Consider the following 25,325-nt stretch of genomic DNA (forward strand, 5'->3'; position numbering starts at 1 on the left):
ATGGACGGCAGAGGAGACATAGTGGGGATGAAGGCGTACGGTTCCTGGCCCTCGCCCATCGACGCGGCCCTGGCCGCCGCGCACGACGGCAACCCCGAGTGGGTGGGCTTCGTCGGCGACGAGACCTGGTGGACCGAACCCCGCCCGGCACAGGGCGGCCGCCGGACCCTGGTGCGCGGCAGCACCCGGGAGTCCGTGCTGCCCGCGCCGTGGAACGTCCGCAGCCGGGTCATGGAGTACGGCGGACAGCCGTGGGCCGGTGCCGTGCCCGCCGACGGCGGTGAACCCCTGCTGGTCTTCGTCCACTTCGACGACCAACGGCTGTACGCGTACCGGCCCGGCGGCGAGCCGCGCCCGCTCACTCCGGCCGGACCACGCTGGGCCGACCCCCAGTTGCTGCTCGACCGGGGCGAAGTCTGGTGCGTCCTGGAGGAGTTCACCGGGGACGGGCCCGGCGATGTGCGCCGTGTGCTCGCCGCCGTACCGCTGGACGGATCGGCGGCGAAGGACCGGGCCGCCGTACGTGAACTCACCGACGACCGGCACCGGTTCGTCACCGGACCCCGGCTCTCGCACGACGGCCGGCGGGCCGCCTGGCTCGCCTGGAACCATCCGCGGATGCCGTGGGACGGCACGGAACTGCTGGTCGGCGACATCGGTGTCGACGGTGTACTGCACGCGGTCCATACGGTCGCGGGCGGGCCGGAGGAGTCCGTCGCACAGGTCGAATGGTCGACGGACGACCGTCTGCTGTACGCGAGCGACCGCAGCGGCTGGTGGAACCTCTACCGGGACGGCGACCCCCTCTGCCCGCGGGCGGAGGAATTCGCCGGGCCGCTCTGGAAGCTCGGCCAGCGCTGGTTCGCGCCACTGGAGAACGGACTGATCGCCGTCGTCCACGGTCGAGGGGCGACCGCGCTCGGAATACTGGACACGGAATCCGGTGAGATCGCCGACGCCGCCGGACCGTGGACCGAGTTCGCCCCCGCCCTCGCCGTCCACGGCACCCGAGTCGTCGCGGTCGGCGCCGGCCCGCGCACCGCGGCCGAGGTCGTCGAACTCGACACCGTCACCGGCCGCGCCCGCGTCGTCGGCTCCCCGCACCGCGACCCCGTCGACCCGGCCTACTACCCCGATCCGCAGGTCCGCACCTTCAGCGGCCCGGGCGGCCGCGAGGTGCACGCCCACGTCTACCCGCCCCACCACCCCGGCCACACCGCACCCGACGGTGAGCTGCCGCCGTACGTCGTGTGGGCGCACGGCGGTCCCACCGGCCGGGCGCCCCTCGTCCTCGACCTGGCCATCGCCTACTTCACATCCCGGGGCATCGGGGTCGCCGAGGTCAACTACGGCGGCTCGACCGGGTACGGCCGGGAGTACCGCAACCGGCTGCGCGGGCAGTGGGGCGTGGTCGACGTCGAGGACTGCGCGGCCGTCGCGCTCGCCCTCGCCGAGGAGGGCACCGCCGACCGCGCCCGGCTGGCGATCCGGGGCGGCAGCGCCGGCGGCTGGACCGCCGCCGCCTCCCTGACCGGCACCGACGTCTACGCCTGCGGCGCCATCTCCTACCCGGTGCTGGACCTCTCCAACTGGGGCCCGGGGGCGACCCACGACTTCGAGTCGCACTACCTGGAATCCCTGATCGGGCCGCTCGCCGAGGTGCCCGACCGCTACAAGGAGCGGTCGCCGGTCGAGCACGCCGACCGGCTCACCGCGCCGTTCCTGCTGCTCCAGGGACTGGACGACGTGATCTGCCCGCCCGTGCAGTGCGAGCGCCTCCTCGCCCGGCTCGACGGACGGCGCGTCCCGCACGCCTACCTCACCTTCGAGGGCGAGGGCCATGGTTTCCGCCGTGCCGAGACCCTGGTCCGCGCGCTGGAGGCGGAGCTCGCCTTGTACGCTCAGGTGTTCGGGCTGGAGGTGCCCGGAATCCCCGAGCTGGAGCTGGTGAAGTGAACCGACCGACACGGCCGGCGCGGCTGACCGCCGGAGCCCGGATCGCCGTCGTGGCGCCGAGCGGGCCGGTGGTGGAGGAGCGGCTCCAGGCGGGCCTCGACATCCTGCGCGGCTGGGACCTCGACCCGGTGGTGGCACCCCATGTGCTCGCCGAGGACGGAGACCTGCGGTACCTCGCGGGCTCCGACGCCGACCGGGCGGCCGATCTCCAGCGGGCCTGGTGCGATCCGGCCGTGTCGGCCGTGCTGTGCGCCCGCGGCGGCTACGGCGCACAGCGTCTCGTCGACCTCCTCGACTGGGAGGCGATGCGGGCGGCCGGGCCGAAGGCGTTCGTCGGCTTCAGCGACGCGACCGTGCTGCACGAGGCGTTCGCGACCCGGCTCGGGCTCGCCACCCTGTACGGGCCGGTCGCCGCGGGCGCCGACTTCGTCAAGAGCACCGAGGCGCAGGAGCACCTGCGGGCCACCCTGTTCGCCCCGGAGACGGTCCGCACGATCACCGGCCGGGGCACCGCCCTGGTACCGGGCCGGGCCCGCGGCGTCACGGTCGGCGGCTGCCTGACGTTGCTCGCGACCGGCCGCGGCACCCCGCACACCCACCCCGGTGCCCGCGGCGGACTGCTCCTGCTCGAAGACGTGGGCGAGGCGCCGTACAGCCTCGACCGGAGCATCACCCAGCTGCTGCGGTCCGGCTGGCTCGACGGTGTCGCCGGGATCCTGCTCGGCTCCTGGGACCGGTGCGGGCCGTACGAGAGGGTGCGGGCGGTGCTCGCCGACCGGCTCGGCGGGCTCGGGGTGCCGGTGGTGGAGGAGTTCGGGTTCGGGCACTGCGAGGGAGCCCTGACCATGCCGCTGGGGGTCACCGCGGAGCTGGACGCGGACACGGGCACGCTCACCCTGCTGGAGCCCGCCCTGCGCTGAGCCCCTCCTGCGCTGAGCCCGCCCGAGGTGCTGTTTCAAGCGCCGCCGTCGTCGGCCCGGCGTAGGGTGGCCGGATGCCGCACATCGCTTCCCGCTATCTCGCCGAGGGCCCCCGCGTGGGCATCCGCCATTACACCTACGAGGACGGGGCCGAGTTCATCGCCCGGGCCAGGGAGAGCAAGGACCTCCACCAGCCCTGGCTGTTCCCGCCCACCACGGACGCGGCCTACGCCGGCTACGCGGGGCGGCTGATCGAGGACCGCAGCAAGGCCGGGTTCCTGGTCTGCGAGAAGGATGCGGACGGGGCGATCGCCGGGTTCATCAGCATCAACAACATCGTCGAGGGCGGCTTCCAGTGCGGTGCCCTCGGCTATGGCGTGTTCGCGCACGCGGCGGGGCGCGGGCTGATGCGGGAGGCGATGGGCCTGGTCGTCGACCATGCCTTCGGACCGATGCGACTGCACCGGCTGGAGATCAACGCACAGCCCGGCAACGCCGCGTCCATCGCGCTCGCACGCGGCGCCGGGTTCCGGCTGGAGGGCTTCTCGCCGAACATGATCTACATCGACGGGGCCTGGCGGGACCACGAGCGGTGGGCGATCACGGCGGAGATGCGCACCGGCGGCTGAGCCCCGGGCGCACCGCCGGCTGCACCCCGGCCTTTGCGGAATCCTGACCCGCACATCCCCTGGCCAGCTCACCCCGCGCCGGGTTCCATGGCGATCGTGACAAGGATCCGACGTGAGGTACTGACCCTGCCCGCGGCGGAGTTGGGCCCGGACAATCCGCTGCCCCCGCTCCGCCCCCTGGACGAGACACACCGGGTCGACGACCGCGACCGGGAGGACCTGCCGCGGGACATGGCCCGGCAGATCGGCTACGAACCCCTGCACAGCCTCCTCCCGGTGCGGATCCGCGACGGCTACGGCAGATCCCGCGAACCCCGTACCGTCGACGCGATCGTGATCGAGAACGACCGGCTGCGCGCCACCGTCCTGCCCGGCCTCGGCGGCCGCGTCGCCTCCCTGCTCCATCTGCCCACCGGCCGCGAACTTCTCTACCGCAACCCGGTGTTCCAGCCCGCCAACCTCGCTCTCAACGGTGCCTGGTACGCCGGTGGCATCGAATGGAACATCGGCGCCACCGGCCACACCACCCTGTCCTGCGCTCCCCTCCACGCGGCCCGCGTCCCCGCCCCCGACGGCGGGGAGATGCTCCGCCTCTGGGAGTGGGAGCGGCTGCGCGACCTGTCCTTCCAGGTCGACCTCTGGCTCCCGGACGGCTCCGACTTCCTCCACGCCGGCGTCCGCGTCCGCAACCCGCACGAACGTGCGGTGCCGCTCTACTGGTGGTCCAGCACGGCCGTACCGGAGGACCGCCGGGTCGTCGTTCCGGCCGAGGAGGCCTGGGAGTTCGGGTCCGAGCGGCGGCTGCGGCGGGTTCCCGCTCCGGCGCACGACGCCCAACGCCCTTACGCGACCGACTGGTTCTACGACATCCCGGACGGGCGGCGCCGCTGGATCGCCGCGCTGGACGTAGACGGCCACGGGCTGGCGCAGACCTCGACCGACGAACTGCGCGGCCGGAAACAGTTCGTGTGGGGCTCGGGACCCGGTGGCCGGCGCTGGCAGGAGTGGCTCGGCGCACCCGGCAGCGGCGGCTACCGCGAGATCCAGGCCGGGCTGGCCCGCACCCAGCTGGAGCACGTCCGGCTGGAGGCGGAGAGCGAGGTGTCCTGGCTGGAGGCGTACGGACCGCTCACGGCGTCGCCGGAGAACACCGAGGACGAACTCGAACTCGTCCTGCCTCGTGCCGAGTTCGAGGCCGCACGGGCCGCCTGGCAGCCGTACGCCGACGCCGAACCCGGCGCACTCCTCGCCACCGGATCCGGCTGGGGCGCCCTCGAAGTGCTGCGCGCCGACTGGAAGTTGCCCGGCACACCGTTCCCCGCGACCCTGCTCGGCGAGGAGCAGGCACCGTGGGCGGAGCTGTTGCGCACCGGTACCCTGCCCGAACCTCGCCGGGTAAGGCCGCCCGGACCGACCCTGGTCGCCCCGCACTGGCGGGACATGCTGGAGACGGCACCCGCGACCCCGCACACCGAGTACCACCTCGGCATCGCCCAGTGGCACGCCGGCGACCGCGCCCAGGCCGTCCGCAGCTGGGAGCGCGCCCTCCAACTCGCCCCGTCCCTGTGGCCGTTGCTGCGCTGTCTCGCGGTCGCCGACCAGGAGTACGGGCACCATGAGCGGGCCGCCGAACGCTACGCCGACGCCTTCGACGACCTGTGCCGGGAGCGGCGCGACGACGGCGAGGCATGGACGGCGGCCTCGGCCGCGCTCGGCCGCGAGGCCCTCGAAGCGCTGCTGCAGGTACGGCGGGTCGAGGACGCCCGCACCGTGTGGGAGGCGCTGCTGCCGGCGACCCGGCAGCGGGGCCGCTTCCGGCTCCTGGAGGCGGAGCTGCGGCTAGCGGAGGGACGGCGGGCGGCGGCCCGGTCCGTGTTCGACGACGGGTTCGAGGTCGCCGATCTGCGGGAGGGCGCGGACGCCGTCGACCGGTTGTGGGAGCGGCTCGGTGACGAGCCGCTGCCCGGCCGGTACGACTTCCGGATGCGGCCGCCCGGCCCCTGACTTGCCAGGGGCGGCGGCCGGGGATCAGTCCTGGTGCTGGTCGACGTACTCGAAGATCGAGCCGTCGGGGTGCATCGCGAGCAGGTTGCGGCCCACCGGCGTCGGCACCGGTCCCGCGATGATCGTCGCGCCGAGATCGCCGAGCAGCCGGTGGGCCGCCTCGACGTCCTTCACCGCGATCGTCGCGGCCACCTTGCGCAGTACCTCCAGCTCAGCCTCCGGGCCGCTCATCAGAAGGAAGGAGCCGACCGCGGCGACCTGGACGCCGCCGCGTTCGAAACGGAGGGCTCTGCCGCCGGAGAGGCGTTCGTAGAACGGGATCGCGGTATCGAGGTCGTCGACGCAGATGCGCAGGGAGGCGCCCAGAATCTCCATGCGACGAGCCTAGTTGGCGCGGGCCGAGATGACGCCGCCTCCGGTGATCTCCCGTTGCGGTCCGTTACGGCGGTCTGTTACGGCAATCCGTTACGGCAATCCGTGTCCGGGTACTCGGGCGCCATGGAACACCTTGATCATCTGGAGCATCTGGACAAGGCCCTCGTCGACGAGCTGGCCCAGGTCGCGCGCGAGACCGTACGGGACGAGCTGCGCGAGCAGAGCCGGAAGCGGCGGCGGGCGGCGACTCTGTACGCGGCCTCGGGCGCGGTCGCCCTGTACGCCGGGGGCGCGGTGGCGCTGGCCGTGGTGCTGGCGTGGGCCCACGTGCTGCCGGGGTGGGCCGCGGCGCTGGTCACCGCGGTGATACTGGCGGTGGTCGCCTACGCCCTGAGGGAGGCTGCCCGGCCCAGCAGGCCGCATGCTCCGCACCGGGTCGTCGGAGGGACGGCGCCCGCGGGTCCGCCGAGCGGGCTGGGGCTGCCGTATCCGCCCACGCCGGGGGCTCCGCCGGTTCGGCCGGGCACGGATCCGGAGGCGCCTCATCACCGGAGCTGACGGGGCGCTTTCAGCAGGCGGCGTTTCGGAGTATTGCCTACGGTTACGTGGGAGGACCTCGTCGTACTGCCGGAGGCGTACCGTGAGTCGTCGACCCCGGATCGTCATCGTCGGCGCCGGGTTCGCCGGGTATCGCGCGGCCCGTACCCTTTCCCGGCTTGCCCGGGACCGTGCCGACGTCACCCTGCTGAACCCCACCGACCACTTTCTGTATCTGCCCCTGCTGCCCCAGGTCGCCGCCGGGATTCTCGACCCCCGGCGGATCGCCGTGCCCCTTTCCGGCGCCCTGGACGGGGTGCGGGCCGTGCTCGGGGAGGCGGACCGGGTCGACCTCGACGGGCAGCGCGTGCACTACACCGACCCCGAGGGCGCCGGCCGCGGCCTCGGCTACGAACGGCTGGTGCTCTGTGTCGGAAGTGTCAACAAGCTGTTGCCCGTCCCAGGTGTCGCGGAGCACGCGCACGGCTTCCGGGGACTGCCCGAGGCGCTCTATCTGCGTGATCATGTGATCCGCCAGATCGAGCTGGCCGCCGTCGCCGAGGATCCGGGTACCGCCGCCGCACGGTGCACCTTCGTCGTCGTCGGCGCCGGGTACACCGGGACCGAGGTCGCCGCCCAGATGCGGATGCTCACCGTCGAACTGGCCCGCCGCAACCGCCTGCCGTACGGGGTGCGGCCACGCTGGCTGCTGCTGGACGTGGCGCCCCGGGTGCTGCCAGGGATGGACGAGAGGCTGTCCCGTACGGCCGACAGGGTGCTGCGCCGGCGCGGGGTCGAGGTGCGTACGGGGACCTCCGTGCGGGAGGCGACCCGCGACGGGGTGCTGCTCTCCGACGGGGAGTTCATCGCGTCGCGGACCCTGGTGTGGTGCGTCGGGGTGCGGCCCGATCCACTCGTCGAGGACACCGGGCGGCCGCTGGAGAAGGGGCGGCTGATCGTCGATCCGTATCTCCGGGTCCCCGGCTGCCCCGACGCCTTCGCCTGCGGGGACGCGGCCGCGGTGCCCGACCTGGTGAACCCCGGCGCGTTCACGCCGATGACCGCCCAGCACGCCTGGCGGCAGGGCCGGGTGGCCGGCGAGAACGTGGCCGCCTCGCTCGGTCTCGGCGGGACCATGCGCCGCTACCGCCACCGCGACCTGGGGTTCGTCGTCGACCTCGGCGGCGTCCAGGCCGCCGCCGACCCACTAGGGGTACCCCTGTCCGGCCCGCCCGCCCAACTGGTGACCCGCGGCTATCACCTGGCGGCGATGCCCGCGGGCCGGGTCCGGGTCGCCGCCGACTGGCTGCTGAACGCCGTACTGCCGCGCCAGGGCGTCCAGTTGGGCCTTGTGCGGTCCTGGTCGGTGCCCCTGGACACGGCCTCGCCGGAACTGCCGAAGGCCCCCGAATCCGTTACGGACGCTCCACCGGAAGGAGCCTCATGAACACCGCCGAACTCGTCGAACTGGCCCAGCAGTTGCGTGTGGACAGCGTGCGGGCGGCCGCCGCGGCCGAGTCCGGGCATCCGACGTCGTCGATGTCCGCCGCCGATCTGATGGCGGTCCTGCTCGCCCACCATCTGCGCTACGACTTCGAGCGGCCCACCCACCCCGGCAACGACCGCTTCGTCCTCTCCAAGGGCCATGCCTCGCCGCTGCTGTACGCCGCGTACAAGGCGGTGGGCGCCATCGACGACGCCGAACTGCTCACCTTCCGCAGGCTCGGCAGCCATCTGGAGGGGCACCCCACCCCGCGCCGGCTGCCGTGGGTCGAGACCGCCACCGGGTCCCTCGGGCAGGGCCTGCCGGTCGGCGTCGGAATCGCGCTGTCCGGGAAACGGCTGGAACACGGCCGCTACCGGGTCTGGGTGGTGTGCGGGGACAGCGAGTTGGCGGAGGGTTCCGTGTGGGAGGCCGCCGAACACGCCGGCTACGAGCATCTCGACAACCTCACCATGATCGTGGACGTCAACCGGCTCGGCCAGCGCGGCCCCACCCGGCACGGTCACGACCTCGACGCCTACGCCCGCCGCTTCCGGGCCTTCGGCTGGCACACCGTGGAGATCGACGGCCACGACGTGGACGCCGTCGACCGGGCCTACGGCGAGGCCGCTTCCAGCCCCGGACAGCCCACCGTGATCCTCGCCCGTACCCGCAAGGGCCGGGGCGTCGCCTCCGTCGAGGACCGGGAGGGCATGCACGGCAAACCGCTGCCCGATCCCGAGGAGGCCGTCGCCGAACTCGGCGGAATCCGCGATCTGCGGGTCCATGTGAAGGAGCCGCCGGCGGCGCGCGCACTGCACTCCGTGCCCACCGGACCGCTCGAACTCCCGCGCTACGACAGGGGCGATCAGGTCCCCACCCGCGACTCCTTCGGCAAGGCGCTCGTCGCGCTCGGCACCGCCCGTGCCGATGTCGTCGCCCTGGACGGCGAGGTCGGCGACTCCACCCGGACCGAGCTCTTCGGGAAGGAACACCCCGACCGCTACTTCGAGTTCTACATCGCCGAGCAGCAACTGGTCGCCGCCGCCGTCGGCATGGCCACGCGCGGCTGGGTGCCGTACGCCGCCACCTTCGCCGCCTTCCTCACCCGGGCCCACGACTTCGTGCGCATGGCCTCCGTCAGCGGCAGCGGCATCAACCTGGTCGGCTCGCACGCGGGCGTCTCCATCGGGCAGGACGGGCCCTCCCAGATGGGCCTGGAGGACCTGGCCATGTTCCGCTCCGTGTACGGCTCGACCGTGCTCTACCCGTGCGACGCCAACCAGACCGCCAGGCTCGTCGCGACGATGGCCGGGCTCGACGGCATCCGGTATCTGCGCACCTCGCGCGGGGCGACCCCGGTGATCTACGGCCCGGACGAGGAGTTCCCGGTCGGCGGCAGCAAGGTGCTGCGCTCCTCCGACGAGGACCGGCTCACCGTGATCGCCGCCGGAGTCACCCTGCACGAGGCGCTGAAGGCCGCCGACGCGCTCGCCGAGGACGACATCCGGATCCGGGTCGTCGACCTGTACTCCGTGAAGCCCGTCGACCGGCACACACTGCACCGGGCCGCCGAGGACACCGGCTGTCTGCTCACGGTCGAGGACCACCACGAGGAGGGCGGCCTCGGCGACGCGGTCGCGGAGGCGTTCGCCGACGGCAGGCCCGTACCGCGCCTGGTCCGGCTCGCCGTACGCACCATGCCGGGCTCGGCCGCGCCCGACCAGCAACTGCACGCCGCGGGCATCGACGCCGAGGCGATCGCCGCGGCCGGCCGGCTGCTGGTGGAGGAGGCGATCGTGCGGTGACCGGCGGCAAGGTGCGGACGGGCCGACGCTGACCCTCACGTCCCACCGACCCCGCCAGCCCCGCCAGCCCCTCCGAAACCACTGACCCCTCCAGACCCACAGGCCCTTCTCGCCCCACCTGCCCCGACCGGTCGTTACCGGAGCCGGCCCCTTCCCGTCCGGTGTCGGTCCGACGCGCTGCGTGATATCCGAAATATTCGTGTTTGACTGCTTTTCGTTCGGCCACTCGGACTGCGAGGTGGCCATGAGGAACGCAAGAGACACGTCCCGGACGCAGGGTTCACGGCAAGACCGCGAACACGACGACGGACCAGGCACGGCACATGACCGGCCGAGCTCCATGGAGGTGCTGCGCCAGGCGCGCACCCAACTCGCCGAGCTCACCGGAATGGCCGCCGAGACCGTGTCGTCCTTCGAGCAGACCGAGGACGGCTGGGCGCTGGAGATCGAGGTCCTCGAACTCCCCAGGGTGCCCGACACGATGAGCCTGATGGGCAGCTACCGGGTCGACCTCGACCCCGGGGGACAGCTCACCGGCTACCGGCGCGTATGCCGCTACGAACGCGGCCGCGCCGACCCACACAGGCCCGGCGGTCACTAGGCCGCCCGCCCGTGCCCGTCCACACATCCCACGGCAAGGAGGTCGGACCGGCATGACCGTTGTACCGGCACAGCAGACCGGCGGGGGCGTCAGCAGCGGCAGTCTCTACGACGTGCTCGAACTCGTCCTCGACCGAGGACTGGTCATCGACGCGTTCGTGCGGGTCTCCCTGGTCGGCATCGAGATCCTGAAGATCGACATACGGGTCGTCGTCGCCAGCGTCGACACGTATCTGCGCTTCGCCGAGGCCTGCAACCGGCTCGACCTGGAGTCGGGTCCGCACAAGACCCCCGGCCTGCCCGACATCGTCGGCGAGGTCACGGAGTCCGGCGCCCGCGGCAAGTCGAAGGGCGCGCTGTCCGGCGCCGCCCAGACGATCTCGGACGCCTTCCAGCAGGCACGCGACGAGCACTCGGGCTCGGGTTCGGGATCGGACGCGGGTTCGGGCGAGACCGAGTCCAGGCCGCGCCCCCGTAGGCCGGCCTCGGCCCGCCGCAAGGAGAGGGAGGAGCAGGAGTGAGTACGTACGTCTACGGCATCACGGCCGCCGCGCACCCCGACCTGCCCGAGGGCATGGGCGGCGTCGGCGATCCGCCGCGCCGGGTGCGGGTGCTCACGGAAGGCGAACTGGCCGCACTGGTCAGTGAGGCCCCCGAAGGGCTCCGGCCCAAACGCCGGGATCTCCTGGCCCACCAGAACGTGCTGGCGGAGGCCGGGGGCGGCGGCTGTGTCCTGCCCATGCGGTTCGGCAGCGTCGCCCCGGACGACTGCACCGTCACCGGGGTCCTCGCCGAACGCGCGGATCACTACCGGGAGCGGTTGCGCACCCTCGACGGCAAGGTCGAGTACAACGTCAAGGCCGGCCATGTCGAGGCGGCCGTACTGCACCGGGTGATGTCCGAGAACGCGGAGCTGCGCGCCCTCACCGAGGCCAACCGGCAGGCCGGCGGCGGCAGTTACGAGGACCGGCTGCGGCTCGGCGAGATGGTCGTGGGCGCCGTACGGGTTCGTGAGGCCGAGGACGCGGTCGAGATCCGGCAGACACTGGAACCGGAGGCGGCGGCCGTGAGCGTGGGACCCGAGTCCACCGGCTGGCTCGCCAATGTGTCGTTCCTCGTGGACCAGGGCTCCGTCATGGCGTTCCTGGCCGGCGTCGAGCGGCTGCGCGGCAGCCATCCGCACCTGGAACTGAGCGTCAACGGCCCGCTCCCGCCGTACAGCTTCGTCGAACCGGGCCCCGCCGAGCCCGCGGGAAGCGTCGTCGGCGGGGTGCGGGGCGGTCAGGAGTAGAGACCCATGGGAGTCATCAAGGAGCTGCTGCTCCTGCCCTTCGCGCCCGTGCGCGGCAGCGCCTGGGTCGTCGAGCAGGTGCTGGACGAGGCGGAACGGATCTACTACGACCCGGCAGCGGTCCGGATCGAACTGGCCCGGCTGGAGGAGCGCCTGGAGGCCGGTGAGATCGACGACGAGGAGTTCGACCGGGCCGAGGACGAGCTCCTCGACCGGCTGGAGACCGCCCTGCGCAGAGGTGCGGGGCACGGCAATGGGATGCATACATGAACCGCATCGGACTGGGCCTCGCGATCGGGGCCGGATATCTCCTGGGCCGGACCAGGAAACTGAAACTGGCCTTTGCCGTCGGCTCCTTGATGGCCGGCAAACGGCTGAACCTGAGCCCGAAGGCGGTGATGGACCTGGCCAACCAGCAACTGCGCGACAACCCGCAGTTCAAGGAGATCGGGAACCAGCTGCGCGAGGATCTGCGCGGGGTCGGCAAGGCCGCCTCGGGCGCCATGGTCGAGCGCCAGTTGGACGCCTTCGCCGACCGGCTGCACGACCGTACCGCCGAGGTACGCGACCAGCTCGCGGGTGTCGTGCCGGACACCGGCGACCTCGCTCCCGGCGACGACCGGGACGATGAGGAACCCGAGGGCAAGGCCGACATGGCTGAGAAGGCTGACAAGGCCGGGAGCGACCGTGGCAAGAGGCCCGCGCGCAAGACGTCGGGCCGCAAGGCCGCCCCCAAGCAGGCGGCGAAGAAGCCGCCGGCCAAGAAGGCAGCAGGCAAGAAGCCCCCGGCCAGGAAGGCCGCACAGGGCCGGGCCGCCAGGAGGACGGCGGACCATGCCCGGTCGAAGGGAGGCGGTGACCGATGAACGACAACGGCCCGCTCACGGACGCGGCCCACTCCGAGGCCGCCGAACGCCTGAAGACAGAGCTGCAGGAGTACCTCACCGCCCAGACCGAGCGCCTGCTCACGAGCGCGGGCCGCACACTCGGCGAGGCCACCGGCAAGCTCAACGACATCGCCGAGGGCAACAGTCCGGGCTTCGGCAAGCTCGCCCTCGACGCCGGCCGCAAGGTCGCCGAGGGCAAGGGCCCGCTGCGCTCCGCACTGGAGCTCGGCCTCTCCCACGCCAAGGACACCGTGATGGAGCAGGTGAAGAATCTCGGCGGCGGCAAAGGGAAGGGCAAGGGCAAGGGAGGGGGCCAGAAGCCGACCGTCATCATGGAGTCCGTCGACGTCGGTGTGCCGGTGCGCACCGCCTACGACCAGTGGACCCGCTACCAGGACTTCAGCACCTTCGCCAAGGGCGTGAAGAGCGCCGGCCGCGGCGACGACACCACGTCGGACTGGCAGGGCAAGATCTGGTGGTCCAGCCGCAGCTGGAAGGGCAAGACCGTCGAGCAGATCCCGGACTACCGCATCCAGTGGTCGTCGCAGGGCGCCAAGGGCACCCACAAGGGCGTCGTGACCTTCCACCGCCTCGACGACAACCTCACCCGCGTGCTGCTGGTGATCGAGTACTACCCGAGCGGCTTCTTCGAGAAGACCGCCAACATCTGGCGTGCCTCGGGCCGCCGGACCCGTCTCGACCTCAAGCACTACGCCCGCCACATCTCCCTCAAGGGAGAAGTGGACGACGGCTGGCGCGGCGAGATCCGCGACGGCGAGGTGGTCCGCAGCCACGAGGACGCGGTGGCGAAGGAGGAAGAGGAACGGGACGAGGAGTCGTACGAGGAGTCCTACGAGGACGAGGAGCCGTACGACGAGGCGGAGGACACCGAGCAGGGGGATGATGAGGAGTACGCGGACGAGGATGAGGACGAGGACGAGGAGGGTCCCGAGGGCGAGTACGAGGACTCGGAGGACGCTGAGGAATCCGAGAACGAGTACGAGGACGAGAACGAGTACGCCGGGTCCGGGAGCCGTCGATGACGATGGCCGGCCGGCTGCCCGAGCCCTACGGACGTGACAGCGGGGGCGCCAACCTCGCCGACATCCTGGAGCGCGTCCTGGACAAGGGCATCGTCATCGCCGGTGACATCAGGATCAACCTGCTCGACATCGAGCTGCTCACCGTCAAGCTCCGGCTGATCGTCGCCTCCGTCGACCGGGCGAAGGAGATGGGCATCGACTGGTGGGAGCACGACCCGGAGCTGTCCACCCGCGCCCGGCGCGACCAGCTCACCCGGGAGAACCACGAGCTGCGCGAGCGGCTCGCGGCGCTGGAGGCGCTGGAGACCGGTCGCGGACAGCGCGAGGAGGAGGACCGATGACCGCACAGGCCGGACTCCGGTACGTGTACGCCGTCTGCCGGCCCTTCCAGGCGGCCCTCCAGGCCCAGCTCACCGGCGTGGCCGGCGCCCCGCCCGGACTGCTCAGACACCACGGTCTGGTCGCCGTCGTCAGCACGGTCCCGGAGGGCGACTTCGCCGAGGAGCCGCTGCGGGGCCACTTGGAGGACCTGGACTGGCTGGCCGCGACCGCCCGCGCCCACCAGGGCGTGATCGACGCGCTCACGACGGTCACCACGCCGCTGCCGCTCCGGCTCGCCACGGTCTTCCGGGACGACAGCGGCGTACGGGTCATGATGGAGGCCCGCGAGGCCGACTTCCGGCACACCCTCGACCGGCTCGAAGGGCGGGTCGAGTGGGGGGTCAAGCTGTACGCCGACCCGCCGGAGCAGGAAGCCCCGCCCGCAGGGAAGCCCACAAGCGGGCGGGACTATCTGCGGCAGCGGCGGACCCGCACCCATGAATACGAGGAGAAATGGCGGGCCGCCGAGGAATTCGCCCGCGCCCTGCATGAGCGGCTTTCCCGGCGTGCCGAGGATTCCCGGCTGCACCCTCCGCAGAACGCGGCGCTTTCCGGAGCTCCCGGGCAGAACCTCCTCAATGCGGCTTATCTCGTGGCGCGTGCGGATTCCGAGGAATTCGTGGAGCTGGTCGACCGTACAAAGGACGAGGCTACGGGGATGCGGGTGGAACTCACCGGGCCCTGGGCGGCCTACTCCTTCTCCGAACCGACGGAATCCTCCGAGTCGGCGGAATCGTCCGAACCGGCGGAACCGGCGGAACCGGCGCAATCGCGGGAGTCGCCGTGACCGTCGTCGAACGCCGTGAGGTCGCCTTGGTCGATCTGCTCGACCGGCTGCTGGCCGGCGGCGTCGTCATCACCGGCGACATCACCCTGCGCATCGCGGACGTCGACCTCGTGCGCATCGACCTCAACGCGCTGATCAGCTCGGTCAACGGCCGAGTTCCGGCGCCGTGGGGGGAGTCGACATGAGCGGGCGCCGCAACCGGCTGGACCTGGACCCGGACACCGTCGAGCGCGACCTGGTCAAACTCGTGCTGACCGTGGTGGAGTTGCTGCGCCAGCTGATGGAACGCCAGGCGCTGCGCCGCTTCGACACCGGGGACCTCACCGAGCAGCAGGAGGAGCGGATCGGGCTCACCCTGATGCTCCTGGAGGACCGCATGGCCGAACTCCGGGACCGCTACGGACTGCGGCCCGAGGACCTGAATCTGGACCTCGGGCCGCTGGGGCCGCTGTTGCCGCGTGAGTGACTCCGGCAGGGCCGGCGGTGTCACCACCGATACCAGCGCCCCCTGCCGCCGGCGCCGGTCGTGCCACGCACCAGGAATCCCAGAAGCCAGAGGACCAGTACGACGAGTGCGATCCACCAGAGCAGTTTCACCGCGAATCCGGCACCGAACAGAATCAGGACCAGAAGCAGTACCAGCAGAATGGGAACCATAGTGTGAACCTCCTGTGGACCGGGTTTCCCGGAATCCACGGATCAGGCTCACTTACGGCACAGAATTTCTCCGTGCAGCACGGCGAACCAGCCGTCCTCCTGCCCCGCCCACTCCCGCCAGGCCGACGCGATGGCCTCCAGTTGCCCGGTGGTCGCGTGACCCCCCTCCGTGGCCCGCTCGGCATAGGAGGAGGCGACCGTACGGTCCGCCCACAGCCCGCCCCACCAGGCCCGTTCCCCGGCCGTGCTGTACGTCCAGGTGCCGGAGGTGGCTGTGATGTCGGCGAGCCCGGCCGCCAGCGCCCAGGACCGCAGCCGCCGTCCGGCGTCCGGCTCGCCCCCGTTGGCCCGGGCCACCCGCCCGTACAGCTCCAGCCAGTCGTCCAGACCGGGCACCGCCGGGTACCAGGTCATCGCCGCGTAGTCCGCGTCCCGTACGGCGATGAAGCCGCCGGGCTTGGTGACCCGGCGCATCTCGCGCAGCGCCTGCACAGGGTCGCCCACGTGCTGGAGCACCTGGTGGGCGTGGACCACGCAGAAGGTGTCGTCGGGGTAGTCCAGCGCGTGCACGTCGGCGGCCGCGAAGTCCACGTTCGTCAGCCCGCGCCCGGCGGCGGTCGCCCGGGCCTGGTCCAGGATCGCCGGCGCGTGGTCCACACCCGTGACATGTCCGTCGGGGACCAGCGCCGCCAGGTCGGCGGTGATGGTGCCCGGACCGCAGCCGATGTCCAGGATCCGCATATGGGGCTTGAGCGAACCCAGCAGATAGGCAGCCGAGTTGGCGGCGGTTCGCGAGGTGTGGGAACGCAGCACCGACTCGTGGTGCCCGTGCGTGTAGACGGCGGTCTCCCGTGGCTTCGACATGACTCAACCCCTTGGCGTCATACCGGCGGACGGGGTCGGGCGACCCCGTCCCGCGGTATCCGCAACGCTACGCCCGCGTGCCGAATGATGAGACCTGCGTTTTACTATATGGACTGACGGAAGGTCACTTCAGGGCAGCGGCCGGTACACGGTCAGCGCCTTCGGCAGCTTGTCCACCGTCAACTCGCCTACGACATCGGTGACTTCACCGTCGTACGCGAGCGGGGTGCCGGTCGTCAGACCGGTCAGGCGCAGTCGGCGCACCCGTACCTCCGCATGCGCGGGGGAGCGTGCGATCGGGCCCGCGAGGGCGGCGGAGAGCAGACGGACCGCGGGGTGCCGGCCGCCGTGCACCACCCGTACGTCCAGCTGCCCGTCCGCCAGGTCGGTGCGACGGGCCGGGGCCAGGCCCATCCGGTGATAGAGGCAGTTGCCGACGAACAGCAGCCACAACGGGTGCCGGGAGCCGCCGAGTTCGACCTTCATCGGATGCCGGTCCGCACGCAGCACGCGCAGCACGGCCAGCACCTCGGCCGCCCGCCCGCCGATCCGGTGCGCCCAGCGCTCCCGCTCCCGGACCAGCTCCGGATAGACGCCCAGGCTCAGTGTGTTGAGGAAGAAGCCCTCCCGGTCGCCGGTGGTGAAGCGGCCGACGTCCACCCGGACGGCCTCGCCCTCACGCACCGCCCGGGCCAGGCCCCGGCCGTCCTCCACGCTCAGGTCGAGGGCGAAGTGGTTGAGGGTGCCGCCGGGCAGGACCGCGAGCGGCAGCCCGTGGCGCAGGGCGGTCCGGGCGGCCGCGTTCACGGTGCCGTCGCCGCCGCACACCCCCAGTGCCCGCGCCCGCGCCGCCGCCTTCTCCAACTCGGCCTTCACCTCGTCCGGTTCGCACTCCACCAGCTCCGCCCTCGGCAGCTCGTCGCGGAGCACCCGCACCCGGTCGACACTGCCGGAGGCCCGGTTGGCCACCACCACCAGACCGTCCCCGTCGGGCAGCGCCGGGGCGTCCGCGCGGGGCCGGGGCGGCGGGCCGGTCCGCGCCCGGGTCGGCACCATCGCGCGCACGGCGAACGCGGCTCCGATGCCCAGCGCCGCGCCCGCGAGCACGTCGCTCGGGAAGTGCACACCCGTGTAGACCCGGGACATGGCGACCGAGAACGCCAAGGGCGCCACGACCGCGCCCCACGCCGGGGACTCCAGGGCGACCCCGGCCGCGAAGGCCGCCGCCGACGCCGCGTGCCCCGAGGGGAACGAGGTGGTGATCGGCTGCCGCTTCAGGTGCCGTACCGCCGGCACCGGATCGAGGACCGGCCGGGGCCGGCGCACCGACCGTTTGCCGAGGGTGTTGATGGTCAGGGACGCCAGGCTCAGCGAGGCCAGGCCGCGGGCGGCGGCCCGGCGGGCGCGCGGGGTGCGCGACGCGGCCACCGCGGCCGCCGCCGCGAACCACAGCACCCCGTGGTTGGCGCTCCGGCTCAGCCGCGGCAGCACCGGCTCCGCGAACGGCCAGTTCCGCTCGGCGGCCACCTCGAACAGCCGGTGGTCGAGAGCGAGCAGCCGGCCGCGCAGCGGGTGCCGGCCGGGCTTGGGGACGGTCAGGTCGACGTCTGGGCTCATGCGGGTCCGGGTACCCTGAAGTCGCCGTTTCCTGTCGGTACGCGGTGCGGTCGAGTGAGAGGAACCCCTGGATGCGCCTGCTCCTCATACGTCACGGACAGACCCCGGCCAACGTCGACTTCCTGCTCGACACCGCCGTACCCGGCCCCGGTCTGACCGCGCTCGGCGAGCAGCAGGCGGCGGCGCTGCCCGGGGCTCTCACCGGCGAGGACATCGCGGCCCTCTACGTCTCCACCCTGACCCGCACCCAGCTCACCGCCGCGCCGCTGGCGGCCGCCCGTGGCCTCGACCCGATCGTCCGCGACGGCATCCGGGAGGTCTCCGCGGGCGATCTGGAGATGCTGCCCGGCCACTCCGAGGCCGGTGAGCAGTACATGCGGACCGTGTTCGCCTGGGCGGGCGGCGACACCGCGCTGCGCATGCCCGGCGGCGAAACCGGGGACGAGGCCCTGGCCCGCTACGACGCGGTGATCGCCGAGGCCGCCGGGAGCGGCGCCGGCACGGTCGCGATGTTCAGTCACGGCGCCGCGATCCGCCTGTGGACCGCGGCCCGCGCCGACAACGTCGACGTCCCCTACGCCGCGTCCCGCCCGCTCGACAACACGGGCGTGGTCGTCCTGGAGGGCTCCCCGGCCGACGGCTGGAAGGCCCTGTCCTGGGAGGGCGCGGTCGTGGAACCGACAGGGGTGAGCGGACCGACGGGCGAGCCGCTGGAGCCGGCCGCGGAGTAGAGGGGCGCCGGTGAGTTCCGGGTGCGGGCCGGTGGGGGCTGGTCGCGCAGTTCCCCGCGCCCCTGAAAGGGCGCTGCAGCAACGCACCCCTGAAGGGGCGCGAGCAACCACGACGCGCCCGCACCCGGAGGACCACCGTCACCGCCCATAACGGTTTGCCCCAGGTGGGTGGTGCCCCGCAGAATCCCTCACCATGGGACATCTGGAAGCCGCGCACCTCGAGTACCACCTCCCCGACGGGAGGGCCCTGCTCGGCGACGTGTCCTTCAGGGTCGGCGAAGGGGCGGCCGTCGCCCTCGTCGGCCCCAACGGTGCCGGCAAGACCACCCTGCTCCGGCTGATCTCCGGCGAGCTCAAGCCGCACGGCGGCACCGTGACCGTGAGCGGCGGCCTCGGCGTGATGCGCCAGTTCGTGGGCTCCGTACGGGACGAGACGACCGTCCGCGACCTGCTGGTGTCCGTCGCCCCGCCGGGGATCCGCGAGGCCGCGCGCGCCGTCGACCAGGCCGAGCACGGCATCATGACCGTCGACGACGAGGCCGCCCAGCTGCGCTACGCGCAGGCCCTCTCCGACTGGGCCGAGGTGCGCGGCTACGAGCACGAGACGCTCTGGGACATGTGCACGACGGCCGCGCTCGGGGTGCCGTACGAGAAGGCCCAGTGGCGGCAGGTGCGCACCCTCTCCGGCGGTGAGCAGAAGCGGCTGGTGCTGGAGGCCCTGTTCCGCGGCGCCGACGAGGTGCTGCTGCTGGACGAGCCGGACAACTACCTCGACGTCCCCGGCAAGCGCTGGCTGGAGGAGCAGCTGAAGGAGACCCGCAAGACGGTCCTGTTCGTCTCCCACGACCGGGAACTCCTCGCCCGCGCCGCCGAGAAGATCGTCTCCGTGGAGCCCTCACCGGCCGGCGCCGACGCCTGGGTGCACGGCGGCGGCTTCGCCACCTACCACGAGGCCCGCCGGGAACGCTTCGCCCGCTTCGAGGAGCTGCGCCGCCGCTGGGACGAGAAGCACGCACAGCTGAAGAAGCTGGTGCTGACGCTCCGTCAGGCCGCCGCCGTCTCCCATGAGATGGCGTCCCGGTACGCGGCCGCGCAGACCCGGCTGCGCAAGTTCGAGGAGGCTGGCCCGCCGCCGGAGCCGCCGCGCGAGCAGGACATCAGGATGCGCATCAAGGGCGGCCGTACCGGCGTTCGGGCCGTCACCTGCGCCGGACTCGAACTGACCGGCCTGATGAAACCCTTCGACCTGGAGGTCTTCTACGGCGAACGGGTCGCCGTCCTCGGCTCCAACGGCTCCGGCAAGTCGCACTTCCTGCGGCTGCTGGCCGGCGAGGACGTGACGCACACGGGGCAGTGGAAGCTGGGTGCGCGGGTGGTACCCGGGCACTTCGCCCAGACCCACGCCCACCCCGAGCTGCAGGGCCGTACTCTCCTCGACATCCTGTGGACGGAACACTCCCAGGACCGCGGCGCGGCCATGTCCCGCCTGCGCCGCTACGAGCTCACCAACCAGGCCGAACAGACCTTCGACCGTCTCTCCGGCGGCCAGCAGGCCCGCTTCCAGATCCTCCTGCTGGAGCTGCAGGGTGTGACCGCGCTGCTGCTCGACGAGCCGACCGACAACCTCGACCTGGAGTCCGCCGAGGCCCTCCAGGAGGGGCTCGAAGCCTTCGACGGCACGGTGCTCGCCGTCACCCACGACCGCTGGTTCGCCCGCTCCTTCGACCGCTACCTGGTCTTCGGCACCGACGGCCGGGTCCGCGAGACCCCCGAGCCGGTCTGGGACGAGCGCCGGGTGGAGCGCGCACGCTAGACGAGAGGCCCGGGAGCCCGGACCTTCGTACAGTGGATGCAGGAATCCGGACCGCCGGGACCCACACGACGAGCGGGGTACCACCATGACCGGAGTCGACCCCAGCCGGCTGGACGACCAGCAGCTCATGAAGGAGCTGGAGACCATCCACCGGACGCGCCACGACACCCTGCTGTACGGGTCCAACGACGCGCTGCGCGCCCACAACGAGCGCATGGCCCAGCTTGAGGGCGAATACCTGCGCCGCAACCCGCGCCGCGTCGTCGCCGCCGGCCGCACCCGGGAGGGCGCCCGGGAGCGGAGCTGTGCGGAGGCGGCGGCACCGCAGACCCCGGCGAGCTGAGCCCGGCGGACCGACCCGGCGCAGGTTGCGCCGGTCGACCGGCCGGCGCCCCGAACGAGTCCGCCGAGGCGCCGCGGTCCCCGGTACCGCGCCGCCGACGGGCAGGGCTGCCCGCCGGCGGCGCGGTTTTCTCGACGTCGTCGCTCCGGCTCACTCCCCGCCGATCACCGCCTCCGCCAGCGCCAGCAGGTTGCCGTAGCGCTTCGAACGCGGCAGCCCGGACACCTGCCGGACCAAGGCGTCGGGGGCGTTCCCGCGGCGCAGCACGCCGGCCAGCTCCCTCGGCTGCGCCGGGAAGTCGTGCCGGGTCAGGGACCGGGCCAGCTCCAGCCGCACCGTCGCGAGCGACGGCCGCTCACTGCTCCACGGCATCATCGGGGCGCGGAACACCTCCGGATCGTCCTCTGCGGGCGGCTCGGGGTCGTTCCAGTCCTCGGTACGTGTCGGATGCCCGGACCTGAGCAGCCCGCGCAGCTCATGCTTCATCTCGTCGTCCCGGCGAACACTCAGCCGGTCACTGCCTCGCTGCATGTCTCCCTCCAGGTACATCAAGGGGTGCGGAACGCGTACCCGGGGAGGCGGGACCGACACGGGGATCCGGGGGCGGATCCTTCGGGCGCCCGGTCACCTGAACGGAGGCGCACGTCCCGCGAATGGGGGTCGGCCGCGCGCGGCACGGCGTGGGGCGGGCTGTGATGGCTGCGAGGGCACGAGCCGCGTGTCTCCGGAGTCGTACGTCCTGAGGAGCCCACGCCATGCGCCGCACCGTTCGCGCCCTGTCCGCCGCCGTCCTGGCGGGTGCCGCGTTCGGCGCCGCCGGCAGTACGGCCGCCGCGGCCGACCCCGCCGCCGAGGTGGCCCCGGGCAAGGCCCGGCCCGGGGCCACCGTCACCGTCTCCGTCACCTGCGAGGGCGGCGGCGGGCGGGCGCCCGCGACCCTGGACGCCTCCTCACCGGCGTTCGCCGAGCACACCGTACGGCTGACCAAGGTCGGCCAGGGCACGGCCGGCCCCGCCTACCGGGGCACCGCCCGGGTCGCCGCTGGAGACACGGAGAAGGCCTATACGGAGGGCAACGCGACGGATGCCACGGCCGGCACCGAGCGGACCGGCGCCTCGAACGTCGACGGGACCTGCCCGACCGCCGGCGGCGGACGGGCAAGGCCCTGGAGCGCGCACTTCACGATCGACCGGGGCGACGGCAGCGACGCCCCTCCGGAGCTCGGCGGCACGGATTTCCTGCGCGACGACGGCGTGGCTTCCCCGGGCGCGGTTTCCCCGGGCGTGGGTGGCACGGTTCCTCGTGGGGACGACGGCTCGGGTGTCCGAGCGGATGACGGCTCGGTTCCTCGCGGGGACAACGGCGTGGTTCCACCGGTCGGCGGTGGCACGGCGCCTCTGGGGAACGAGGGAACGGCCCCGCGCGGGGGCGACGGGACGGGTTCCCGCGGGGGTGATGTCACGGGTTCTCGTGGGGACGACGGCGTGGTTCCACCGGTCGGCGGTGGCACGGCGCCTCTGGGGAACGAGGGAACGGCCCCGCGCGGGGGCGACGTGACGGGTTCCCGCGGGGGTGATGTCACGGGTTCTCGTGGGGACGACGGGACGGGCGGCCGCGGGGGTGACGTCACCGGCTCCCGTGGGGACGATGCCACTGGTCCTCAGGGGGAGGACGGTACGGGTTCCCGGGGGGACGGTGAGCGGCCCTGTGGCGGTGGGCAGTTGTCGTGCGGGGGTGACGGGCGGACGTGCGGTGAGGCGAAGGGTGCGTCCTGTGAGGGCGGGCAGGAGTGCGGCGGGGCGCGTGCCGGTGACGTGTCCTGTGTTCCGCCGGGGGCGCAGCACGGGGTGGAGGCCGGGGAAGGGGGCGCCTTCACCGACTCGGTTCCCGCACTCGTCGCGGGTGCGGTGCTGATCGCGGCCGCCTGCGCCGGCGCGGCGTACCGGCTGTGGGGCGGCCGGTTCCGCACCGTCGGCTGAGCCGGCCGCCGCGGCCGACGGCGGCGCACGGCCCGGACCGGACAGCACTCGGCACCACGGACTGCGCGGAGGCGGACATGCGGCGGACGGATCCCGAGGGCCACGGACCTGTCCGGTACGGGCCGGCCCCGCCCGACGACGGGCTGCCCGTCCTGCCCGAGCTCTCCGCCGCGCTGGCCGCCGCCGCGGGCCGGGGCGGGGAGGAGCCCGTCGGCGGCGGGGCCACGCTGATCGACGCGGCCTGCGGGTACTGGGAGCGGCGCGGGCTGGCGGTCACCGGTGATCGCGTGGCCGCCGGCCCCGGCGCCCCCGCCCTGCTGCTCGCCCTCACCGCCGTGCTCGGCGGCGACGTCCTCGTGCCGCGCCCCTGCGCCGCATGGTGGGCGCCGTACGCCAGACTGCTCGGCCGGCCCGTCTTCCATGTGCCCACCCCGGCCGAGTCCGGGGGCGTACCCGACCCGTACGCGCTGCTGGAGACCGTGCGCCGGGTCCGGGACGAAGGCGGTGACCCGCGGCTGCTGGTGCTGTCGATCGCGGACGACCCGACCGCCACCGTCGCCCCGCCCGAACTGCTGCACGAGACGGTGGAGGCGGCCGCCGGCGAGGGCCTTCATCTGGTCAGCGACGAGACCTGGCGCGACACCCTGCACGCCCCGCGCGCCACTGTGCTGCTGAGCCCCGCCGAGATGCTCCCGGAACGGGTCAGCGTCGTCACCGACCTGGCCGGCGCGCTGCTTCCGGCCGGCTGGCCCGCCGCGGTCGCCCGGTTTCCCGAGGGAGACACCGGTACGGCCCTGCACGCGCGCGTGCTCGACGTCCTCACCGCGATGGGCGCCCGCCTCGCCGGCCCGGTCGCGGTCGCCGCCGGCTATGCGCTCGACGAGCCCGAGCCCGTCGTCGTACGCCGGGAGGCTGCCGTACGCCTGCACGCGCGCGTGGCCGCCGCGGTGCACGGCGTGGTGGTCGCCGGCGGGGGGCTGGTCCGGCCGCCGCAGGCCGGCCGTCATCTGTACGCCGACCTGGAACCCCTGCGCGCCGCGCTCGGCGCCCAGGGGGTGGGCGACGCACAGGAGTTGGAGGACTTCCTCGGTGCGCGGCTCGGTATGCCCGCGCCCGGCGGCCACCGCTTCGGCGACGACCTCGCGGCACTGCGGGTACGGTTCGCCACCGGGCCGCTGCTGGGCCGCACCGACGAGGAACGCCTGGAATGCCTCATGTCACCCGCACCGTTGGAACTGCCACACGTGCAACGCGCGTTGATGTCCCTGGGGTCGGTACTGGACGGCCTCCGCGACGATGCTCGGCGATGGGAGCCTCCTCGATGACGCAGCAGACGCAGCAGACGCAGCAGACGCATGAGCCCGAGTCAGGGTCCGTTCTGCCGACCGCCACCACGACCGGGGACGCCGTCACCTCCACGGCCCCGGTTCCGCACGCGCCGCCGTTCCCGCCGCTGGCCGACCCCCGGCCCCTGGGCGAACTCCGCGTCTGGCCGCGGACTTTCCACGACCGTCTGACCGCCCCGCTGCCCGGCCTCAAGGCGATGGCCCGTTTCGCCCGTGAAGGGTCCGTCCGCCCCGGCCGCGAGGGGCTCGTCGACGTCCCGCGGCTGCCCTACGAACCCGGCCCGCTGCCCCGCGTCGACACCGACACCGTCGCCGTCACCTGGGCGGGACACGCCAGTTGGGTCGTCCGGATCGGCGGCCTGACCGTCCTCACCGACCCCGTCTGGTCCCGCCGGATCCTCGGCACCCCCGCCCGGACCACCCCCGTCGGCGTCGCCTGGGAGACCCTGCCGCGCGTCGACGCGGTCGTCATCAGCCACAACCACTACGACCACCTGGACGCCCCCACCCTGCGCCGACTCCCGCGCGACACCCCGGTGTTCGTGCCGGCCGGGCTCGGCCGCTGGTTCCGGCGCCGCCGCTTCACCACCGTCACCGAGCTGGACTGGTGGGAGGCGGCCGAATTGAATCCAAGGGGCGGCGCCGAAGGCGCCTCGGTTGAGGGTGGTGGCGGGCGACGGGCGGGCGTCCGCTTCGACTTCGTCCCCGCCCACCACTGGTCAAGGCGCGGCCTCGCCGACACCTGCCACAGCCTCTGGGGCGGCTGGGTCCTCACCGCCCCCGACGGCAGGCGCGTCCACTTCGCCGGCGACACGGGCTACGGCCACTGGTTCTCCCGCATCGGCCGCCGCTACCCCGGCATCGACCTGGCCCTCCTCCCCATCGGCGCCTACGACCCCCGCTGGTGGCTCAGCGACGTCCACTGCGACCCGGAGGAGGCGGTCCGGGCGGCACAGGACCTCGGCGCACGACGGATGGCGCCCATGCACTGGGGCACCTTCATCCTCTCGGCAGAGCCGGTCCTAGAGCCTCTGACCCGGGTGCGGGCGGCCTGGGAGAGGGCGGGGCTGGACCGGGTGAACCTGTGGGATCTGCCGGTGGGCGGCTCAAAAATCCTGGAACGGACGCCACTTCGAAGCGCCGTCGACTAGGGCGCCCCCTTGGGGGCGCGGGGAACCGCGCGAGCAACCACAACGCACGCACGCACCACAACGCACCTGCGCACCACAACGCACCTGCGCACCACAACGCACCCGCGCACCACAACGCACCCG

The 25,325-nt window shown here is 73.0% G+C and carries 28 protein-coding genes; 23 read left to right on the top strand and 5 right to left on the bottom strand.

The window, feature by feature from the left end:
• Positions 1-27: 27 nt before the first annotated feature.
• From ACIRR9_RS48785 to ACIRR9_RS48800, 4 genes are all read left to right on the top strand, one after another.
• Positions 28-1,956: a prolyl oligopeptidase family serine peptidase gene (locus ACIRR9_RS48785; RefSeq protein WP_403766280.1), complete on the top strand. Its 1,929-nt coding sequence runs from the start codon at positions 28-30 to the stop codon at positions 1,954-1,956.
• Positions 1,953-2,876 (top strand): LD-carboxypeptidase, encoded by a 924-nt coding sequence (locus ACIRR9_RS48790; RefSeq protein WP_403766283.1) that lies wholly within the window; start codon positions 1,953-1,955, stop codon positions 2,874-2,876. The genes ACIRR9_RS48785 and ACIRR9_RS48790 overlap by 4 nt, the downstream gene beginning before the upstream one ends.
• Positions 2,877-2,950: 74 nt before the next feature.
• Entirely contained in the window at positions 2,951-3,505 is a 555-nt protein-coding gene (locus tag ACIRR9_RS48795) for a GNAT family N-acetyltransferase (RefSeq protein WP_403766286.1), read from the top strand.
• A gap of 87 nt (positions 3,506-3,592) precedes the next feature.
• Positions 3,593-5,509: a DUF5107 domain-containing protein gene (locus ACIRR9_RS48800; protein WP_403766289.1), complete on the top strand. Its 1,917-nt coding sequence runs from the start codon at positions 3,593-3,595 to the stop codon at positions 5,507-5,509.
• A gap of 24 nt (positions 5,510-5,533) precedes the next feature.
• Here ACIRR9_RS48800 and ACIRR9_RS48805 read toward each other — a convergent pair whose 3' ends face one another.
• Positions 5,534-5,884, bottom strand: coding sequence for a VOC family protein (locus tag ACIRR9_RS48805; protein ID WP_316782001.1), 351 nt, complete (start codon positions 5,882-5,884; stop codon positions 5,534-5,536).
• A 123-nt stretch (positions 5,885-6,007) separates the two neighbouring features.
• On the opposite strand from ACIRR9_RS48805, the gene ACIRR9_RS48810 reads away from it, so the two are divergent.
• The 13 genes from ACIRR9_RS48810 to ACIRR9_RS48870 all read left to right on the top strand — a co-directional run bounded on the left by ACIRR9_RS48810 (position 6,008) and on the right by ACIRR9_RS48870 (position 15,167).
• Positions 6,008-6,442, top strand: coding sequence for a phage holin family protein (locus ACIRR9_RS48810; RefSeq protein WP_403766292.1), 435 nt, complete (start codon positions 6,008-6,010; stop codon positions 6,440-6,442).
• An 82-nt stretch (positions 6,443-6,524) separates the two neighbouring features.
• Positions 6,525-7,868, top strand: a complete 1,344-nt coding sequence (locus ACIRR9_RS48815; RefSeq protein ID WP_403766295.1) for an NAD(P)/FAD-dependent oxidoreductase — start codon at positions 6,525-6,527, stop codon at positions 7,866-7,868.
• A complete protein-coding gene (locus ACIRR9_RS48820) occupies positions 7,865-9,712 on the top strand; it encodes a transketolase (protein WP_403766298.1) in 1,848 nt (615 codons plus the stop codon). Before ACIRR9_RS48815 ends, ACIRR9_RS48820 begins: the two co-directional genes overlap by 4 nt.
• 244 nt (positions 9,713-9,956) lie before the next feature.
• Positions 9,957-10,313, top strand: coding sequence for a gas vesicle protein (locus tag ACIRR9_RS48825; protein WP_403766301.1), 357 nt, complete (start codon positions 9,957-9,959; stop codon positions 10,311-10,313).
• A 52-nt stretch (positions 10,314-10,365) separates the two neighbouring features.
• A complete protein-coding gene (locus ACIRR9_RS48830; RefSeq protein WP_403766304.1) occupies positions 10,366-10,833 on the top strand; it encodes a gas vesicle structural protein GvpA in 468 nt (155 codons plus the stop codon).
• The gene (locus ACIRR9_RS48835; RefSeq protein WP_403766307.1) at positions 10,830-11,603 is read left to right on the top strand and encodes a GvpL/GvpF family gas vesicle protein; all 774 of its coding nucleotides are present in this window, start codon (positions 10,830-10,832) and stop codon (positions 11,601-11,603) included. Before ACIRR9_RS48830 ends, ACIRR9_RS48835 begins: the two co-directional genes overlap by 4 nt.
• Positions 11,604-11,609: 6 nt before the next feature.
• Positions 11,610-11,873 (top strand): gas vesicle protein GvpG, encoded by a 264-nt coding sequence (locus ACIRR9_RS48840; RefSeq protein ID WP_365346925.1) that lies wholly within the window; start codon positions 11,610-11,612, stop codon positions 11,871-11,873.
• Positions 11,870-12,469: a DNA primase gene (locus tag ACIRR9_RS48845; protein ID WP_403766310.1), complete on the top strand. Its 600-nt coding sequence runs from the start codon at positions 11,870-11,872 to the stop codon at positions 12,467-12,469. Before ACIRR9_RS48840 ends, ACIRR9_RS48845 begins: the two co-directional genes overlap by 4 nt.
• Positions 12,466-13,533: an SRPBCC family protein gene (locus ACIRR9_RS48850; RefSeq protein WP_403766313.1), complete on the top strand. Its 1,068-nt coding sequence runs from the start codon at positions 12,466-12,468 to the stop codon at positions 13,531-13,533. Before ACIRR9_RS48845 ends, ACIRR9_RS48850 begins: the two co-directional genes overlap by 4 nt.
• Entirely contained in the window at positions 13,530-13,874 is a 345-nt protein-coding gene (locus ACIRR9_RS48855) for a gas vesicle protein (RefSeq protein ID WP_403766316.1), read from the top strand. The genes ACIRR9_RS48850 and ACIRR9_RS48855 overlap by 4 nt, the downstream gene beginning before the upstream one ends.
• Positions 13,871-14,701 carry a GvpL/GvpF family gas vesicle protein gene (locus ACIRR9_RS48860; RefSeq protein ID WP_403766319.1) on the top strand — a complete coding sequence of 277 codons (831 nt, stop codon included), beginning with the start codon at positions 13,871-13,873 and terminating at the stop codon, positions 14,699-14,701. The genes ACIRR9_RS48855 and ACIRR9_RS48860 overlap by 4 nt, the downstream gene beginning before the upstream one ends.
• Complete coding sequence (locus ACIRR9_RS48865; protein ID WP_365346915.1) at positions 14,698-14,886, top strand: gas vesicle protein; 189 nt, start codon at positions 14,698-14,700, stop codon at positions 14,884-14,886. Before ACIRR9_RS48860 ends, ACIRR9_RS48865 begins: the two co-directional genes overlap by 4 nt.
• Positions 14,883-15,167 carry a gas vesicle protein K gene (locus tag ACIRR9_RS48870; protein WP_365346913.1) on the top strand — a complete coding sequence of 95 codons (285 nt, stop codon included), beginning with the start codon at positions 14,883-14,885 and terminating at the stop codon, positions 15,165-15,167. Before ACIRR9_RS48865 ends, ACIRR9_RS48870 begins: the two co-directional genes overlap by 4 nt.
• Positions 15,168-15,187: 20 nt before the next feature.
• On the opposite strand, the gene ACIRR9_RS48875 is transcribed toward ACIRR9_RS48870, so the two are convergent.
• From ACIRR9_RS48875 to ACIRR9_RS48885, 3 genes are all read right to left on the bottom strand, one after another.
• Positions 15,188-15,358: a hydrophobic protein gene (locus ACIRR9_RS48875; protein WP_123972490.1), complete on the bottom strand. Its 171-nt coding sequence runs from the start codon at positions 15,356-15,358 to the stop codon at positions 15,188-15,190.
• A 48-nt stretch (positions 15,359-15,406) separates the two neighbouring features.
• Positions 15,407-16,222 carry a class I SAM-dependent methyltransferase gene (locus ACIRR9_RS48880; RefSeq protein ID WP_403766324.1) on the bottom strand — a complete coding sequence of 272 codons (816 nt, stop codon included), beginning with the start codon at positions 16,220-16,222 and terminating at the stop codon, positions 15,407-15,409.
• A gap of 129 nt (positions 16,223-16,351) precedes the next feature.
• Complete coding sequence (locus tag ACIRR9_RS48885) at positions 16,352-17,839, bottom strand: bifunctional phosphatase PAP2/diacylglycerol kinase family protein (protein WP_403766327.1); 1,488 nt, start codon at positions 17,837-17,839, stop codon at positions 16,352-16,354.
• A gap of 71 nt (positions 17,840-17,910) precedes the next feature.
• Here ACIRR9_RS48885 and ACIRR9_RS48890 point away from each other — a divergent pair, with 71 nt between their 5' ends.
• From ACIRR9_RS48890 to ACIRR9_RS48900, 3 genes are all read left to right on the top strand, one after another.
• Positions 17,911-18,570, top strand: a complete 660-nt coding sequence (locus tag ACIRR9_RS48890; protein ID WP_403766330.1) for a histidine phosphatase family protein — start codon at positions 17,911-17,913, stop codon at positions 18,568-18,570.
• A 193-nt stretch (positions 18,571-18,763) separates the two neighbouring features.
• On the top strand, positions 18,764-20,383 hold the full coding sequence (locus ACIRR9_RS48895) for an ABC-F family ATP-binding cassette domain-containing protein (RefSeq protein ID WP_403766333.1): 1,620 nt from the start codon (positions 18,764-18,766) through the stop codon (positions 20,381-20,383).
• 85 nt (positions 20,384-20,468) lie between these two features.
• A complete protein-coding gene (locus tag ACIRR9_RS48900; RefSeq protein WP_365346903.1) occupies positions 20,469-20,726 on the top strand; it encodes a DUF6158 family protein in 258 nt (85 codons plus the stop codon).
• A gap of 150 nt (positions 20,727-20,876) precedes the next feature.
• On the opposite strand, the gene ACIRR9_RS48905 is transcribed toward ACIRR9_RS48900, so the two are convergent.
• Positions 20,877-21,257, bottom strand: coding sequence for a DUF2795 domain-containing protein (locus tag ACIRR9_RS48905; protein ID WP_403256651.1), 381 nt, complete (start codon positions 21,255-21,257; stop codon positions 20,877-20,879).
• A 224-nt stretch (positions 21,258-21,481) separates the two neighbouring features.
• Between ACIRR9_RS48905 and ACIRR9_RS48910 the strand changes: the two genes are divergently transcribed.
• From ACIRR9_RS48910 to ACIRR9_RS48920, 3 genes are all read left to right on the top strand, one after another.
• Positions 21,482-22,705: a hypothetical protein gene (locus ACIRR9_RS48910; RefSeq protein WP_403766337.1), complete on the top strand. Its 1,224-nt coding sequence runs from the start codon at positions 21,482-21,484 to the stop codon at positions 22,703-22,705.
• Between the two features lie 77 nt (positions 22,706-22,782).
• Positions 22,783-24,030, top strand: coding sequence for an aminotransferase class I/II-fold pyridoxal phosphate-dependent enzyme (locus ACIRR9_RS48915; protein ID WP_403766339.1), 1,248 nt, complete (start codon positions 22,783-22,785; stop codon positions 24,028-24,030).
• On the top strand, positions 24,027-25,202 hold the full coding sequence (locus tag ACIRR9_RS48920; RefSeq protein ID WP_403766342.1) for an MBL fold metallo-hydrolase: 1,176 nt from the start codon (positions 24,027-24,029) through the stop codon (positions 25,200-25,202). The genes ACIRR9_RS48915 and ACIRR9_RS48920 overlap by 4 nt, the downstream gene beginning before the upstream one ends.
• Positions 25,203-25,325 lie beyond the last annotated feature (123 nt).

Source organism: Streptomyces sp. NPDC101234, assembly GCF_044767525.1.
GTDB lineage: Bacteria > Actinomycetota > Actinomycetes > Streptomycetales > Streptomycetaceae > Streptomyces > Streptomyces sasae.

Bases quoted from the DNA above. Each gene is read 5' to 3' on its own strand.
- ACIRR9_RS48795 (WP_403766286.1), top strand. From the start codon at position 2,951: ATGCCGCACATCGCTTCCCGCTATCTCGCCGAGGGCCCCCGCGTGGGC.
- ACIRR9_RS48840 (WP_365346925.1), top strand. From the start codon at position 11,610: ATGGGAGTCATCAAGGAGCTGCTGCTCCTGCCCTTCGCGCCCGTGCGC.
- ACIRR9_RS48825 (WP_403766301.1), top strand. From the start codon at position 9,957: ATGAGGAACGCAAGAGACACGTCCCGGACGCAGGGTTCACGGCAAGAC.
- ACIRR9_RS48830 (WP_403766304.1), top strand. From the start codon at position 10,366: ATGACCGTTGTACCGGCACAGCAGACCGGCGGGGGCGTCAGCAGCGGC.
- ACIRR9_RS48810 (WP_403766292.1), top strand. From the start codon at position 6,008: ATGGAACACCTTGATCATCTGGAGCATCTGGACAAGGCCCTCGTCGAC.
- ACIRR9_RS48910 (WP_403766337.1), top strand. From the start codon at position 21,482: ATGCGCCGCACCGTTCGCGCCCTGTCCGCCGCCGTCCTGGCGGGTGCC.
- ACIRR9_RS48905 (WP_403256651.1), bottom strand. From the start codon at position 21,257: ATGCAGCGAGGCAGTGACCGGCTGAGTGTTCGCCGGGACGACGAGATG.
- ACIRR9_RS48820 (WP_403766298.1), top strand. From the start codon at position 7,865: ATGAACACCGCCGAACTCGTCGAACTGGCCCAGCAGTTGCGTGTGGAC.
- ACIRR9_RS48800 (WP_403766289.1), top strand. From the start codon at position 3,593: ATGGCGATCGTGACAAGGATCCGACGTGAGGTACTGACCCTGCCCGCG.
- ACIRR9_RS48845 (WP_403766310.1), top strand. From the start codon at position 11,870: ATGAACCGCATCGGACTGGGCCTCGCGATCGGGGCCGGATATCTCCTG.
- ACIRR9_RS48915 (WP_403766339.1), top strand. From the start codon at position 22,783: ATGCGGCGGACGGATCCCGAGGGCCACGGACCTGTCCGGTACGGGCCG.
- ACIRR9_RS48855 (WP_403766316.1), top strand. From the start codon at position 13,530: ATGACGATGGCCGGCCGGCTGCCCGAGCCCTACGGACGTGACAGCGGG.
- ACIRR9_RS48805 (WP_316782001.1), bottom strand. From the start codon at position 5,884: ATGGAGATTCTGGGCGCCTCCCTGCGCATCTGCGTCGACGACCTCGAT.
- ACIRR9_RS48920 (WP_403766342.1), top strand. From the start codon at position 24,027: ATGACGCAGCAGACGCAGCAGACGCAGCAGACGCATGAGCCCGAGTCA.
- ACIRR9_RS48900 (WP_365346903.1), top strand. From the start codon at position 20,469: ATGACCGGAGTCGACCCCAGCCGGCTGGACGACCAGCAGCTCATGAAG.
- ACIRR9_RS48860 (WP_403766319.1), top strand. From the start codon at position 13,871: ATGACCGCACAGGCCGGACTCCGGTACGTGTACGCCGTCTGCCGGCCC.
- ACIRR9_RS48890 (WP_403766330.1), top strand. From the start codon at position 17,911: ATGCGCCTGCTCCTCATACGTCACGGACAGACCCCGGCCAACGTCGAC.
- ACIRR9_RS48875 (WP_123972490.1), bottom strand. From the start codon at position 15,358: ATGGTTCCCATTCTGCTGGTACTGCTTCTGGTCCTGATTCTGTTCGGT.
- ACIRR9_RS48885 (WP_403766327.1), bottom strand. From the start codon at position 17,839: ATGAGCCCAGACGTCGACCTGACCGTCCCCAAGCCCGGCCGGCACCCG.
- ACIRR9_RS48870 (WP_365346913.1), top strand. From the start codon at position 14,883: ATGAGCGGGCGCCGCAACCGGCTGGACCTGGACCCGGACACCGTCGAG.
- ACIRR9_RS48850 (WP_403766313.1), top strand. From the start codon at position 12,466: ATGAACGACAACGGCCCGCTCACGGACGCGGCCCACTCCGAGGCCGCC.
- ACIRR9_RS48895 (WP_403766333.1), top strand. From the start codon at position 18,764: ATGGGACATCTGGAAGCCGCGCACCTCGAGTACCACCTCCCCGACGGG.
- ACIRR9_RS48785 (WP_403766280.1), top strand. From the start codon at position 28: ATGAAGGCGTACGGTTCCTGGCCCTCGCCCATCGACGCGGCCCTGGCC.
- ACIRR9_RS48880 (WP_403766324.1), bottom strand. From the start codon at position 16,222: ATGTCGAAGCCACGGGAGACCGCCGTCTACACGCACGGGCACCACGAG.